Origin of the sequence: Pseudomonas sp. Irchel s3b5 (assembly GCF_900187435.1) — a bacterium.
Classification (GTDB): Bacteria; Pseudomonadota; Gammaproteobacteria; order Pseudomonadales; family Pseudomonadaceae; genus Aquipseudomonas.
In genome coordinates, this window is the sequence record NZ_FYDY01000004.1 from 194,517 (window position 1) to 208,567 (window position 14,051).

The window sequence follows — 14,051 nt, forward strand, 5'->3', positions numbered from 1 at the left end:
TAGTCTGCGCCGACGGACGCAGCTGCTTCAGCGACTTAACAGGAGCGATAAATCTTTATGACTAAGGTACATGAGCGTACCCGTAGCGTTGTCCAGACAGAGAGATTTCTACAGGATCTTGCCCATGACGCGAGCGTGCCCGAATCCTTACGACTTCGTGCCAAAGGCCTGCTGCGTCATTACCCCGCTGCGAGTGATATTTGGCTCGCTGGCAAATTAGAGGAGCGCCGGAAAGCCGAGCTGTATCTCGTTGAGGAGAAACATGGACCTCTACCGCCGGTACTAGGCGTCTGGTTGGTTACTGAGCTCCTGTTCTCTGACGACGGCCCAGATAGCGTTTCTCGGACTTAGCGATCCTCCATTTCGTAGCCATTTCAGTAGGTAAAGTGCTGTCAATTTCGTAGGTTGCAACGCTGAACATAGTTATGCCGGCCGTTCGAGCCTTCCGCCTTATGACTGCGATAGCTACATGCCAATGTGTAATTGTCACTCAGTCTCATAATTGGGAACCGCTTGGCAGGGTGTAATGCGTGCGCACTTATACCAAGCGATAGTCCGGTGAGTGCAACGTCAAGAGCTTGAGCCGGAGTAATTTGGGATGGCTATTTCTGCGCGGCAGTTTATCGATATCAGCGGTCGATGAACCTGCTTCGCGGAAATGATCAAGCCAATACCTGCCTAACTCGAAACTTCTCCGGCTTGTTGGAATCTGACGAATGTTCTGCCTATGACGACATTGTTGTCTCCGCTCAAACCACCTCAAGCTGTCCCATCATGCCCATTGCCTCATGTTCGAGGATGTGGCAGTGAAACATGCGTAAGCCGGGCCATCGCTGTACTGTTTTAATACGTACGACTTCATTCGCGCGCAGGTTGACCGTATCCTGCCATGCACGGAATGGAGCGGGCGTGACCACTCCCTCAAACTCGCGCTCAACTACTTGGAATTGGGTGCCGTGTAGGTGAAAGGGATGGTCCATGTCGCTGCGGTTGACGATTTCCCAAAGCTCCACTTCATTGACTCGGCTGGTCAGATCGATCCGTTGCATGTCGTATTCCTGATCGTTGACTAGGAACTGAACGCTATGGCGACCATTGGCCATACTCATGCTTTCACTGAATACTACCTGCTTAGAGGTTGACGTCGGGCCAAGGTCGTCCACTGAGCCAAGATGGGCAGGCAAGTCTGCCTGTACCTTGGAAGTGACGGCTGCAAAATCAACTGTTAGCAGGGGGATGATTCGATCAGGCGCCACATTACCCATCTTGCCCCGTGGATATACATTAGCAATTAGCTCTGCTTTGTCTCGACGGTTACTGGCGTCGACTATGAGTTCGGCCCGTTGGCCGGGCGCCAGTAAGTATTCGGTCAGTCCTGGCTGTGCAGCTTCCAATAAACCACCGTCCGTTCCTACTAGAGTCAGCGTACTACCGGGCAGCGTGAGTTGTAGATATCGGGCACTACAGGCATTCCAAACGCGCCAACGCTCGCGTCCTCCTGTATCGAATGGCAATACCGGTTGACGCTGGGCGTTGACCAAGGCGAACTGACCTTCGCGACCATTCATCCAGTCGTTTTCTTCATTTGGTGCAATGGCAGCATAGCGGTCCAGTTTGAGATCAGAGATCACTAACAGTCGTTCCGGCAGTGTGATCAGTGGGTCTTTGCGCGATCGGACCACCAGAGCCCCAGCCAGTCCACGGAAGGCTTGCTCGGCGGTATATTGGTGTGGATGAGGGTGGTACCAGTAGGTACCGGCACTACCCTCGGGCAGATTGAAACGATAGATACGGCTTCCGCCGGGTGGCACTGGGTCTTTCGGGTTACCGTCCTGCTCCGGCGACACTGGCAAGCCATGCCAGTGAATAGTGGATGGCTGTTTAAGCTGGTTCACGAAGGTGATTTCCACCGTGTCCCCCTCAAATAGCTCAATCAAAGGACCGGGCAGAGTGTCGTTATAGGCCCAGAACTCGGTCGAAGCATGACCGGGGATAAACGGCAGCGTTACAGGTGCAGCGATCAGCTTGCCTTGGAAGTTGCCTGGCTGATTGCTGGTGTTGGTCAGTTTGGTGAGTTCCCGAAGAGTACCACCTTTGGGCAGTGACTCTGATGCCAGCAATGGCAGCCCAAGAGGCGACGACGGGGAGCCCATGGTCTCGACCGACCAGGCGCGCAACCAAGGAGTTACCAGTCCTGCTACAGCCATCCCGCCGAGAAAGGTACGTCGTTGCATCTGGGTCACCTTCACTTAGTCATTGGCATGTTCATCATGTTTGACTGCTGATCCATCATTTTCATCATCATGTCCATCATCCCCATACCTCCACTGTTCTTATCCCCAGACATGTTCATACAGCCCATTGCGCTATGATGTTTGCTCATCATGGCCATGCTGTCCTTCATCGTTTTCATGCCTTCTTGCATGGCCGCATGGCGCTCGGCGGGAGTCTTTGCAGCCGCTGCTTTGTCATGTGCAGCCTGCATTTTCTGCATTTGATCGGTCATAGCTTGAGTCATGGCCGCCGACTCTGGTGCTGGTGCTGGTGCTGTATTCTCGGCTGAGTTGCTTGGTACGTCGGCTGGGTGGTGCGCATCTTCGGCAGAGGCCATGAACGCACTGCTTGCCAAAATCGTGGCTAGAACCAATTTGGAAATTGCTTGCATGATGAGCTCCGGAGATTGTGAAGGGTAAGCAGGAACAACTGAGTCGCAAAAAAGCGGCGCAGCAAGACAGAGCGACCGGTGCCGGCCACTTTGAAATTGGGGTTAATCGTTGGAACGAACGAAAGTCAGGCGGGCTGGCCTCCCCGGCGGTGCGGGGCGCTTCAGTTGAAGAGCGGCGAAGGAGAATTTCTCTTCTGGGATAAGTAGGAGTACTGCCGCAGTTAACAGCAAAAGGACTACCCAGTTGATGGGGTCTAATACTGGAATCTGCGATGAAGGTTTAATCGCCGTGGCAACGTCCTCACACGTCTGGAGGCAACCATTGGCGTGGAGAACATGATCAGGCTGCAAATACTGCTCGGCAGTGTGTGGCGTAGCTACATTGTGACCTGTCTGCACCAGACAACCCTGGATTGCCATTACCGCCACAGCCAACACCCACACCACGAGGGTGAGGTGCAATAGGCTTTGACGATGACGGCGGAACCAGTACATGGAGTACTTCCTCGACTTTTTACGTCGTAACAATTTTCAGTCTAGCTTGCAAAGAAATAGAAACATTGATCGAAGTCAAGCAAGCGAGGGGTGACGACCAAGTTCAAAACTCATCTTGGATCACCCCTAGCTTTGGGCTGGGCTCGGCATCGATACCTTACAACTGCGCCAAGCGCAGATCGTCTGGTGCGAAATCGGTATGGAATACCTGCTGCGAGCGAGCGGAGCTTAGATGCCCTCTTCAGAATTAGCCGATGCCTTTGGCGACGTCGCTGTCTCTTCCAGGCGCTCAATGCGCTGTTGCAGGTCTGTGATCTGTTGCTCCAGGTGAACGACATGGTTTTTCGGCGATTGTCCATCGCTGAAACCCCACCCTCGATCTTCCCTGTACAAGGTTGCCCAAATCCACAGAAACGGCCAGAGCACGTGTAAGGTGAACATGCTTACCCAAGCAGTCGCATGGATCGCATCCTGATGAGGGTGATTGCGGCTCACGGCGATGTTATAGGGGATGTCATGCAACATGAGGATTCCGTAAAACAAAACCAAACCGACAAATATTAAGAGGCCCAAAGCGAAGTAATCGAGCATGACTCCCTCCGTCGTCTTCAGTTACGGTGCTAGAAACTGCAATCAGGGTCAGTTTCATACGATCTTTTCTAAAGTGTTGGTGGGTTCAGCAGATAGGTGTCGACGGCGCATCAGACGATAGGCCGCAGGGATGACAAACAGAGACAATAAAGGCGCAGTGATCATGCCACCGACCATAGGTGCGGCAATGCGGCTCATCACTTCGCTACCGGTACCACTGCCCAATAAGATTGGTAACAGACCAGCAATGATGACCGCCACGGTCATAGCCTTGGGTCGAACACGCTGCACGGCGCCTTCGCTAATCGCGGCGATTAACCCACGCTCGGTACTGTCGTCTGCCTCTTCGCGTTCGGCCCAGGCGTTTTTCAGATAAAGCAGCATGATCACGCCAAATTCGGCAGACACACCTGCTAGAGCAATGAAACCGACGCCGGTAGCCACCGACAGGTTGAATCCCAATAGGTAGAGGAACCATGCGCCACCCGTAAGAGCGAATGGCAGGGTGGCCATGATCAGCAAGGCCTCGTCGAAACGGGAAAAGGTCAGGTAGAGCAGTACGAAAATGATCAGCAACGTGGCCGGTACCACCAACTTGAGCCGTGCGTTGGCTCGCTCTAGAAACTCGAACTGCCCGGAGTAGCTCAAACTCATGCCTGGCTGCAACTTGACCTGCTCACCGACGACCCGGCGCAAGTCGGCGACCACCGAGGCAATATCCCGGCCCCGCACATCGATGTACACCCAGCCGGAAGGCCGTGCATTCTCGCTCTTGAGCATCGGAGGCCCTTCACTGACTTTGACCTTTGCTACTGTTCCGAGGGTAATCTGACTCCCCAAAGGGGTGTAGATCGGCAGCTGCTCCAATGCACCGAGCGAGTCGCGCCATTCTCGGGGATAACGCACGTTGATCGGAAAGCGTGCGAGCCCTTCAATTGTCTCCCCGACGTTTTCACCACCAATAGCACCGGCCACGATCGACTGCACATCGGCGATGTTCAACCCGTAGCGGGCAGCTGCCTTACGATCGATATCCACATCGATGTAACGCCCACCCGTCAATCGTTCGGCCAGAGATGAACTGACCCCAGGCACGTCCTTCGCCACGCGCTCGACTGCCTGAGTAACTGCATCGATCTCCGTGAGGTTGGGACCGGTAACTTTTACCCCGATTGGACTCTTGATACCGGTGGCGAGCATGTCGATGCGGTTGCGGATGGGCGGTATCCAGATATTGGTCAGCCCCGGGACTCGCACCGCTCGATCCAGTTCTTCCACCAGCTTCTCTTGGGTCATCCCGGGGCGCCACTGCTCGCGTGGTTTGAATTGGATGGTGGTCTCGAACATCTCCAAGGGGGCTGGATCGGTCGCGGATTCAGCGCGGCCGGCTTTGCCAAAGACATGTTCGACCTCTGGCACGGTTTTGATCATGCGGTCAGTCTGTTGCAGCAGTTGCGCGGCCTTCTGCGCCGACAACCCCGGTAGGGCCGAAGGCATATAGAGTAAATCGCCCTCGTCCAGCGCAGGGAGGAATTCGCCGCCCAAGCGAGAGACCGGCCATAGCGCGCTGAGAAAGACCAAGAGCGCGACCAACAGGGTGATTTTCGGACGATGCAGTACCGCGTCCAGGGCCGGTTGATAGATCCTGATCAACCAGCGGTTCAGAGGGTTCTGCTCCTCTCTGGGGATTCGTCCACGAATCCAGTAGCCCATCAGCACTGGCACCAAGGTTACCGATAGTCCGGCCGCAGCGGCCATGGCGTAGGTCTTGGTGAAGGCCAAAGGACCAAACAGACGTCCCTCTTGATCCTCCAGTGTGAACACCGGTATGAACGAAAGTGTGATGATTAACAGACAAAAAAACAGTGCCGGCCCTACCTCGGCCGCCGATTCGGTCATTACATGCCAGTGTTGTTCACCCTTCAGTTCCTTCCCCGGGTGGGCCGCGTGCCAGGCCTCGATCTTTTTGTGAGCATTTTCGATCATCACCACGGCGGCATCGACCATGGCGCCAATGGCGATAGCGATCCCGCCAAGCGACATGATGTCGGCATTAATCCCTTGGAAGCGCATAACGATGAAGGCAATCAGCACCCCCACCGGCAGAGAGATGATAGCCACTAGGGATGAGCGAAAATGCCAAAGGAATATCCCGCAGACCACCGCGACGACGAGGAATTCCTCAAGCAGTTTGTAGCCAAGGTTCTCCACGGCACGATCAATCAGCTTGCTGCGATCATAGGTGGTGACGATTTCTACTCCGGCTGGCAGACTGCTCTTCAGGTCGTCAAGTTTGGCTTTGACCGCAGCAATGGTTTGGCGAGCGTTCTTGCCACTGCGCAGAATCACCACGCCGCCGACGGTCTCACCTTCGCCATCGAGTTCGGTGATGCCGCGACGCATTTCCGGCCCCATCTGGATAGTCGCGACGTCGCCGAGGGTCACTGGTACACCACCAGCGCCAAGCTTGAGTGGAATCGCACGGAAGTCATTCAGTGTCTTCAGGTAACCGGAAGCGCGCACTATAAATTCGGTTTCCGCCATTTCCAGCACCGCACCACCGGTTTCCTGATTGGCCTTACCGATAGCCTCGGCCACCTGCGCCTGGGTGATGCCCTGACTGGCAAGTTTGAGCGGATCGAGCTGCACCTGGTACTGCTTGACCATGCCGCCCACAGTGGCGACCTCCGCCACATTGGGCAGGGTCTTGAGTTCGAACTTGAGAAACCAATCCTGTAGTGCGCGTAGCTGCGCCAGATCGTGCCCACCACTGCGATCCACCAGTGCGTACTGGTAGATCCAGCCCACCCCCGTAGCATCCGGACCCAAAGCCGGTTTGGCGCTGGCCGGCAGACGGCTTTGTATCTGGCTCAGATACTCCAATACCCGTGAGCGAGCCCAATACAAGTCGGTACCGTCTTCAAACAACACGTAAACAAAGCTGTCGCCGAAAAAGGAATAGCCGCGAACTGTTTTGGCCCCTGGCACCGATAGCATGGTGGTGGCCAGTGGGTAGGTCACCTGGTTCTCGACAATCTGCGGCGCTTGCCCCGCATAAGGAGTGCGAATAATCACCTGAACATCGGAAAGATCTGGCAATGCATCGATGGGGGAGCTCTGAACCGCCCAGACACCCCAGGCCGTGACGAACAGCGTGGCGAGCAGTACCAGGAAGCGGTTGGCTACTGACCAGCGGATCAGGGCGGCAATCATGGCTGACCCCCTAGTTTTTCCAGGCGTTCAACGCGCAAACCATCATCGGTTTGACGCAGTGAAATCCTAACCTTGTCCCCCGCTTTAAGTCCTTGTCTGAGAACAGGGTCAGCCAATGGAAAGGTCATGGTCATGCCTGGCATGCCCAGCGTTTTGAATGGACCATGGGCGAGCGTCACGTCTTGGTTGTTGATCTCGACAATCTGGCCTTCGGCCTCATGCAAGGCGGCAGCTGCGGCAGTGGATGGCGGAACTTCCAGAGTCGGCGCGACAAGCCCCTTGAGGCTGGCCTCCGAGTCGAGCAGGAACTGCCCTGAGCTGACTACCTGCTGACCTTCTTCCAACCCCTTCAATACCACTGTCTTGCCTTCGTTTTCCTGCCCGAGTTGCACTTCTACAGGTCGGTAGCGGCCAGCGCCTTCAGCGAGCATCACCAAGACACGTCGGCCAGTGCGGATGATTGCCTCGCTCGGCACCCACAATACGCTTTGATCTGTCGAACGATTCAGGTGCACCCGGACTGTCATGCCCGGCCGCAGTTGCCCATCAGGATTGGGCAATTCAACCCGCACGCGCACGGTCCGGCTGTCTGGATTGGTTTCGGGCAGAATCGCGCTGACGGTGCCACTGAGTACTTTCCCCGGAAAGGCTGGCAAACGTGCTTCGACCGCTTGCCCGACGATGATCGATCCAGTCTCCGACTCTGGAACAGCCACCGCTAGCCAGATACTACTCAAGCCATTAACCCGAGCCAGAGTCACGCCGGCGGCCACAGTCATACCTGAACGGACACTCAGCTCTAACAGCACACCGCTGATGGGGCTGGTGAGTGTCAAGATCGGCTGAACCTTGCCGCTTCGCTCGACTTGAGCAATCAGCGTCGCTGGCATCCCGGTCAAACGCAGCCGTTGTCGTGCTGCCGCCAGCAAGTCGGCATCGCCGATGCGTTTGAGTGCGAGAAACTCTTCCTGAGCAGCGGCCCATTCGGGTACCAGGATATCGGCCAACGCCGCATTGGCTTTGAGTACATCGCCTGGAGCATGGGCATACACCCGCTCCACAAAGCCGGCAGTACGCGATTGAATGACCGCGACATCCCGCTCGTTGAATGCTAGCGCACCCACCACGTCCAGACTGGAAGCAAGGAGTCCACGGGTGACGGTGGCCAAGCGCAAGCCGAGATTCTGGGTCAGGCCAGGGTCGATGCTCATGGCCGCATTGTCCGCCGAGGAATCAGCGTATCGGGGCAACAGCTCCATATCCATGAAGGGCGACTTGCCCGGCTTATCGAATTTCTGTTGTGGCTGCATCGGATCGTACCAATACAGAACTTTGCGTTCGTCTTGCGTTTTAGGTGCTTGCTCAGCAGTTGTTTCAGGCGTTGCACTCATGCGCTGGTGAGAGATCCAGTAACCTCCGATAGCGCCCAAAGCAATCAAAAAACCTGCCAGTGAAGCCCCTTTCCAGATTCGAGTGCTCATTGTTTGGTATCCCCATAAGCAAAATACAGGCGAGCACTGGTGAGGGCGCGTTGTTCTTCGTAGTCGATCTGTTTGAGGCGGGTTTCGATAAGCGCACGTCGAGCCGTAATGACTGCTGCCAAGTCGCTTTTACCTGCGCTGTAGCTGGCCATAGTCAAATCCACTTTTTCCTTGGCCAGCGGTATTAAGCTGTCCTGACTGCGGTGCACGGCACGGTTCAGACGCTCGTACTCCGCCAGATCGTCCTCCAGTTGCTGGGTCTTTTCACGTACAAGAGCTTCGCGCTCCGCCTCCAGCTGATTCAGTTCGGCGTGTTTGGCGGCGATTTTCGGGTTTTGTCGAGAGTCGGGGAACAGTGGTAGGTCGAAAGTAAATTGCACGCTGACCATATCGCCGAACTGACTGTCGCGGTGCTGGTAGTCGAGCTCCCAACTCCAATCGGACTGCTTTTCCGACTCGGCTTCACGCACCTTGGCCTGCGCTTCGCGAGTCATTGAAGCGGAAGCCGCCACGGCAGAGTGCTGTTGCAGCTTCTGGGAATAACTTGAGGCATCGATGGGCCAATCGGGAAAGCTGCCGACGAGCTTGTCATTGGCCGCTGGGCCAACCCAGCGCTTGAGTGCCGCTCGGGCTTTCGCACGTAGACGAATTAGCTCGTCCTGTTGTTCCGCCAACTGAGCCGCCTCCTGTTTGGGCGTGATCGCATCGGCAGGTTGAGCTCGGCCACCGGCAATCTGCGCCCGAACGGTATCAGTCAATAGACGGTTCTCCCGGTAAAAATCCTGAAACAGCGCCTCTTTCCGTTCGACGGAGTAACTGCTGATCCAAGCTGATGCCGTGGCCTCACGAACGTTCAGTCGCTCGAAACGGCTTTCGGCCTCAGCTCGCGCTACGGACGCCTCAGCAACTTCAATGCGTGCTTTACGCTTGTCACGGTTGGGTACCTCCTGCATGACCCCGACCATCTGCATGGTCATGGGGTCCTGCTTCAGGTGCCCACCCTCAGGGCCGCTGATGGGATAGTTTTGTACGCCCAGCAGGAGCTTCGGATCGGGTAGTTCACCGGCTGGAATGGCTGCGCTACGGGCTGCTTGCTGTTTAGCAGCTTGAGCGGTCAGTGAAGGGGCGTTGTTTTCAGCCAAGCGTAAGGCTTCGTCGAGTGTTAGGGGCGCAGCAAGGCTGGGCAATGCCAGAATGCTTGCCACCAAGGCGACCAAGAGGGGCCAACCAGTGCAGTAACACTTGGAATTCATGCTCACGATTCCTGTGAGGATCTACTGCGCGCCACGTTAAACATGCGCACAGATATGCCATCCCGCGCCAAAGCAGGATGAGATTCAGTGTGGTACAGGAATCAAGCGCGAGGCGGTCGCCAAACTCTCGACGGGGCATGAATAGGCAGGGAATCGTTGAAAGTTGTCAGCATTTGTGGACTGGACAAATGAGTGACAGGTTTCCGAAACGACACTTGTAGCAAAACGGCGCTCCTGCAATCCTGGCCAGGATTGCAGCATTTACCATGATCGACGGAGCAGTTCATGTCGACGCCGCAGTCCTGGTTCATCTCACTCATCATAATCATGGTTTTCATGGGGCAAGGTTCTAGCGGTGACTGAATGCCCGCCATCCCACTCAAGGGAAGCGCCAAGTTGATCAGGAGAATGAGGCAACACCGCAGATAGCGTCTCATGCGAGGGAGTCTAGACGCTGAAAATTGGCTGTACAAATACGTATCTATCAGGAGAACCAGCCAAATAGCGTCTGTAGGTCAACATGCCCTATGCTCCCTCTTGTCATAAAGGCGGCAGAGCCGCCAAACACTGATTAGTTTGCCGGGTACTCAGCGATCACTTGGTCAGTACCGGCTTTGCTCAGACCGATCACCTGATAAGCATCCTGCTTTCCATCGACTTCCATACCAGGCGAGCCTGCCGGCATACCCGGCACAGCAATCCCTATAAGGTCATCACGTTTGCTCAAGGCAACTATTTGCTCAGCAGGTACGTGGCCTTCTACAAATTTTCCGTTGACCACTGCTGTGTGGCATGACGAGAGACGCGGAACAACGCCCAAGTCTTGCTTGATCGTGCTCATATTGGTTTCTACATGATCAACGACGGTGAAACCGTTAGCTTCAAGGTGCTGGATCCACTTCTTGCAACATCCACAGTTCGCATCACGATGGACGTCGATCGTCAGCGACTCTGCTGCATGACCAACTGAACTGATAAACAGAGCCGCGAATGCGGCGAGGCGAAGTGCCCGGCTGGGACGAAGAAAGTTATTTCGCATGGGGGGTGCTCCTTCCCATCAGCATGGGTACGAATTTTAGGCTGAGCGGCCGAAGTTGCTTGGGCATCATGTGAAGCCTTCACAACCTGAGGATGGCCTGGCTTGGTATCTTCACCCTGAGAAGGCGCAGCGTCCTCATCATGGGCATGGGCGCTGCTTTCTTAAAACCACATCCGAATACCGGCGACAAATCGCGCCTCGTTCGTATCTTCTCCTTCATCACTAGCGAGGTCGGCAGTCTCGCCATAAGAGCGACTCCAGGTCACCCCGATATAGGGCGCAAACTCGCGGACAATCTCATAGCGCAACCGTAAACCCACTTCCGTATTGGCCAAACCAGAGCCAATACCGCGCTGAGGATCGTCTTTCCCGTAGAAGTTCACTTCAGCGGTAGGCTGCAAGATCAGGCGATTGGTGAGCAGAATGTCATAATCACCTTCCAGCCGAGCGGCGGTCTGGCCGTTTTCGCCGATGAATGCGGTGGCTTCAGTTTCAAAGTTGTAGAGGGCCATGCCTTGGATGCCGAAGGCACCCCAAGTCTGCGGTGAGCCTGGTTTGAAGTCTTGGCGCACGCCGGTAACAACATCCCACCATGGACCGATTGAGTGCCCCCAAAGCGCCTGGAGCTCGGCGTCTTCCGTCACACCGTTGGTGCGCTCACCTTCCGAGCGCAGCCATAAACGATCGACGTCACCGCCGATCCAACCTTTGGCTTCCCAATTCAGAACGCTGCCGTTATCCGCATCCTGGTATTCGAACTTGTCCAAGAGGATGAAAGAGTTGAGTTTTTTGTCATGAACACCATGACCTGCAAGAGGCGGAAACGCCGCTTTACGATCAGCCTCGGTTAACACGGGGATTGGCGTTCGACTCGTACTGGTCGCCTCAGTATCCATATTCATTTTGCTGTGATCCATGCCTTCCATTTGACCCTGGTCCATCCGGCCATGATTCATATTGCTGTGGTCCATCGCCTCCATCGAACCATGATCCATGTTGGAGTGATCCATCTGGCCGTCTTTGGCGGGGATTGGCTTTTGAGGTGCGGCCGGTTTCGACTCCGCTCCCGAAGACATAGTCATCGACGGATCCATCTCTTCAGCGGCACTGGCCAAACCAACAAAAGCGGCACTGAAGGAGACCGTCAGTGCCATCAGCGTCGGACGTAGAAGCTTCCAGGTCATGATCTCAATCCGTTTTTTTGGTTTTTGGGTCATATCCCGTCTCCTTTACTCATCAACCCGTACTTCACGGAACATCCCCATCTCCATGTGAAACAGCAGGTGGCAGTGATAAGCCCAGCGTCCCAGCGCATCAGCTGTTACTCGATAGCTACGCTTAGTGCCTGGCGGCATGTCGATCGTATGCTTGCGCACCATGAAATTGCCGTTCTCATCCTCCAGGTCGCTCCACATACCGTGGAGGTGGATGGGGTGGGTCATCATGGTGTCATTCACCAAGGTGATGCGCAGACGCTCGCCATACTTGAGGCGCAATGGTTCAGCATCAGAGAATTTGATGCCGTTAAATGACCAGGAAAACTTTTCCATATGACCGGTCAAGTGCAGCTCAATGGTGCGATTGGGCACGCGACCATCCGGGTCCTGGAACGTGCTCTTAAGGTCAGAGTACGTTAGAACTCGACGGCCGTTGTTCCGCAAGCCAATGCCGGGATCGTTTAGCTTCGGCGCTGTGCTCATGGCTTGCATATCAACCAACGGGTTGTTGGTTTCGGATGCCGGGTGAGACTGCATAGCGCCTCCGCCCATGCCCGCCATCGTGCTATGGTCCATACCGGCCATGCCGGACATATCGCCCTGATCCATGCCAGTCATCTTGCTGTGGTCCATACCGTTCATACCGGGCATATCGCCCTGATCCATGGCCGTCATCTTGCTGTGATCCATACCGGTCATGCCGGACATATCGCCCTGATCCATGCCCATCATCTTGCTGTGGTCCATACCGGCCATGTCGCCCGGTTTCATTGTGCTGTGATCCATGCCTGCCATATTGTCGTGATCCATTCCTCCCATCCCCATATCATCCATGGTCAACAGAGGACGTGGATCGATCGCGGGAACAGTAGCTTTGAGCCCTTCGCGTACTGCCAGGGTTCCGCGGGCATATCCGGTTCGATCCATGGACTGGGCGAAAATGGTGTAGGCCTCCTGACTGACAGGCTCCACAATTACGTCATAGGTTTCTGCCACGGCAATGCGGAACTCATCGACGCTGACCGGATTGACGTGTTGGCCGTCGGCGGCCACCACGGTCATTTTCAAGCCTGGGATACGAACGTCGAAATAGCTCATTCCCGAACCGTTGATAAAGCGCAGTCGCAGCTTCTCGCCCGGTTTGAAAATACCGGTCCAGTTACCGTCAGGGGCCTGGCCATTCATGAGGTAGGTGTAAGTATCCCCACTGACGTCTGCAAGATCGGTGGGGTTCATTTTCATTTCGGCCCACATCTTGCGATCCGCCACTGTCGCGGACCAGCCTTTCTCGCTGACATCGTTGATGAAGTCGCCGACGGTAGGTTTGTGGTGGTTGTAGTAGTCCGACTGTTTCTTGAGTTTGGCTAACACGCGACCAGGATCTTCATCAGTCCAATCGGTCAGCATCACCACATAATCGCGGTTGTATTGAAATGGCTCTGGCGCCTTCGAATCGATCACGATTGGACCGTAGACGCCTGACTGTTCCTGAAAACCAGAGTGGCTGTGATACCAATAGGTACCATTCTGATGGACTTTGAATTTGTACTCGTACATGCCATCGGGAGCGATACCGTGGAAGCTCAAGCCGGGTACACCATCCATGTTGGCCGGCAGAATGATCCCGTGCCAATGGATGGAGGTGTCCTGGTCCAGTCGGTTTTTCACCCGCAGCGTGACCGTTTCTCCTTCACGCCAGCGCAGCAGCGGTCCCGGCAAAGAACCATTGATGGTCATCGCCGTGCGCGCCGAGCCTGTGATGTTCACTGGAGTTTCGCCAATGAACAAATCAAATTCATTGCCGGCCAATACGTTCGGGAAACCGGGACTAGTTACTGCCCAGACAGGGGTACGCCACAGGCCGAGACCGCCGAGAATGCCACCAGCGGCCAGGCCTTTGACGAAGGTCCGCCTAGAGGTTTTGGAATGCATGCCGTTTATGTCCACTCAGTCAAAAAGAAAGCCGTGCGAAGCACTTTGTGCGTTTCGCTTATCGGTTCGGGGGCAACTTCTCTGGAGTTCTTCTAGCATCTTTCCTGAGCCTTGCCCGCCGCCGAAATTGACAACACTCATACGGCAGACGAGCTTAGAAATTGC

General features: G+C 55.4%; 12 protein-coding genes. 1 reads left to right on the plus strand and 11 read right to left on the minus strand.

Features of this window, described 5'->3' with window-relative positions; translation table 11 throughout:
• Positions 1-57: 57 nt before the first annotated feature.
• Positions 58-351 (plus strand): BPSL0761 family protein, encoded by a 294-nt coding sequence (locus CKW15_RS28935; RefSeq protein ID WP_060543705.1) that lies wholly within the window; start codon positions 58-60, stop codon positions 349-351.
• 398 nt (positions 352-749) lie between these two features.
• Here the strand turns inward: CKW15_RS28935 and CKW15_RS06650 are convergent, their stop codons facing one another.
• The 11 genes from CKW15_RS06650 to CKW15_RS06700 all read right to left on the minus strand — a co-directional run bounded on the left by CKW15_RS06650 (position 750) and on the right by CKW15_RS06700 (position 13,886).
• Positions 750-2,234, minus strand: a complete 1,485-nt coding sequence (locus CKW15_RS06650) for a multicopper oxidase family protein (protein WP_060543706.1) — start codon at positions 2,232-2,234, stop codon at positions 750-752.
• Between the two features lie 11 nt (positions 2,235-2,245).
• On the minus strand, positions 2,246-2,665 hold the full coding sequence (locus CKW15_RS06655; RefSeq protein ID WP_060543707.1) for a hypothetical protein: 420 nt from the start codon (positions 2,663-2,665) through the stop codon (positions 2,246-2,248).
• Positions 2,666-2,767: 102 nt separating this feature from the next.
• Positions 2,768-3,160 (minus strand): hypothetical protein, encoded by a 393-nt coding sequence (locus tag CKW15_RS06660; protein WP_060543708.1) that lies wholly within the window; start codon positions 3,158-3,160, stop codon positions 2,768-2,770.
• Between the two features lie 228 nt (positions 3,161-3,388).
• Positions 3,389-3,751, minus strand: a complete 363-nt coding sequence (locus CKW15_RS06665) for a DUF3302 domain-containing protein (protein ID WP_060543709.1) — start codon at positions 3,749-3,751, stop codon at positions 3,389-3,391.
• Between the two features lie 54 nt (positions 3,752-3,805).
• On the minus strand, positions 3,806-6,964 hold the full coding sequence (locus CKW15_RS06670) for an efflux RND transporter permease subunit (protein WP_095057875.1): 3,159 nt from the start codon (positions 6,962-6,964) through the stop codon (positions 3,806-3,808).
• Entirely contained in the window at positions 6,961-8,445 is a 1,485-nt protein-coding gene (locus CKW15_RS06675; RefSeq protein ID WP_095057876.1) for an efflux RND transporter periplasmic adaptor subunit, read from the minus strand. Before CKW15_RS06675 ends, CKW15_RS06670 begins: the two co-directional genes overlap by 4 nt.
• Positions 8,442-9,698 carry a TolC family protein gene (locus CKW15_RS06680; RefSeq protein ID WP_060543712.1) on the minus strand — a complete coding sequence of 419 codons (1,257 nt, stop codon included), beginning with the start codon at positions 9,696-9,698 and terminating at the stop codon, positions 8,442-8,444. The genes CKW15_RS06675 and CKW15_RS06680 overlap by 4 nt, the downstream gene beginning before the upstream one ends.
• A gap of 101 nt (positions 9,699-9,799) precedes the next feature.
• Positions 9,800-10,135, minus strand: a complete 336-nt coding sequence (locus tag CKW15_RS28685) for a hypothetical protein (protein WP_082457624.1) — start codon at positions 10,133-10,135, stop codon at positions 9,800-9,802.
• Between the two features lie 134 nt (positions 10,136-10,269).
• Positions 10,270-10,737, minus strand: coding sequence for a DUF411 domain-containing protein (locus tag CKW15_RS06690; RefSeq protein ID WP_060543713.1), 468 nt, complete (start codon positions 10,735-10,737; stop codon positions 10,270-10,272).
• 161 nt (positions 10,738-10,898) lie between these two features.
• On the minus strand, positions 10,899-11,954 hold the full coding sequence (locus CKW15_RS06695) for a copper resistance protein B (RefSeq protein ID WP_060543714.1): 1,056 nt from the start codon (positions 11,952-11,954) through the stop codon (positions 10,899-10,901).
• Positions 11,955-11,966: 12 nt separating this feature from the next.
• Positions 11,967-13,886, minus strand: coding sequence for a copper resistance system multicopper oxidase (locus tag CKW15_RS06700; RefSeq protein ID WP_060543715.1), 1,920 nt, complete (start codon positions 13,884-13,886; stop codon positions 11,967-11,969).
• Between the last annotated feature and the right edge of the window lie 165 nt (positions 13,887-14,051).

Coding starts and splice junctions, on each gene's coding strand:
- CKW15_RS06690 (WP_060543713.1), bottom strand. CDS start 10,737: ATGCGAAATAACTTTCTTCGTCCCAGCCGGGCACTTCGCCTCGCCGCA.
- CKW15_RS06695 (WP_060543714.1), bottom strand. CDS start 11,954: ATGACCCAAAAACCAAAAAAACGGATTGAGATCATGACCTGGAAGCTT.
- CKW15_RS28685 (WP_082457624.1), bottom strand. CDS start 10,135: ATGAGACGCTATCTGCGGTGTTGCCTCATTCTCCTGATCAACTTGGCG.
- CKW15_RS06680 (WP_060543712.1), bottom strand. CDS start 9,698: ATGAATTCCAAGTGTTACTGCACTGGTTGGCCCCTCTTGGTCGCCTTG.
- CKW15_RS06650 (WP_060543706.1), bottom strand. CDS start 2,234: ATGCAACGACGTACCTTTCTCGGCGGGATGGCTGTAGCAGGACTGGTA.
- CKW15_RS06675 (WP_095057876.1), bottom strand. CDS start 8,445: ATGAGCACTCGAATCTGGAAAGGGGCTTCACTGGCAGGTTTTTTGATT.
- CKW15_RS06655 (WP_060543707.1), bottom strand. CDS start 2,665: ATGCAAGCAATTTCCAAATTGGTTCTAGCCACGATTTTGGCAAGCAGT.
- CKW15_RS06665 (WP_060543709.1), bottom strand. CDS start 3,751: ATGCTCGATTACTTCGCTTTGGGCCTCTTAATATTTGTCGGTTTGGTT.
- CKW15_RS28935 (WP_060543705.1), top strand. CDS start 58: ATGACTAAGGTACATGAGCGTACCCGTAGCGTTGTCCAGACAGAGAGA.
- CKW15_RS06700 (WP_060543715.1), bottom strand. CDS start 13,886: ATGCATTCCAAAACCTCTAGGCGGACCTTCGTCAAAGGCCTGGCCGCT.
- CKW15_RS06670 (WP_095057875.1), bottom strand. CDS start 6,964: ATGATTGCCGCCCTGATCCGCTGGTCAGTAGCCAACCGCTTCCTGGTA.
- CKW15_RS06660 (WP_060543708.1), bottom strand. CDS start 3,160: ATGTACTGGTTCCGCCGTCATCGTCAAAGCCTATTGCACCTCACCCTC.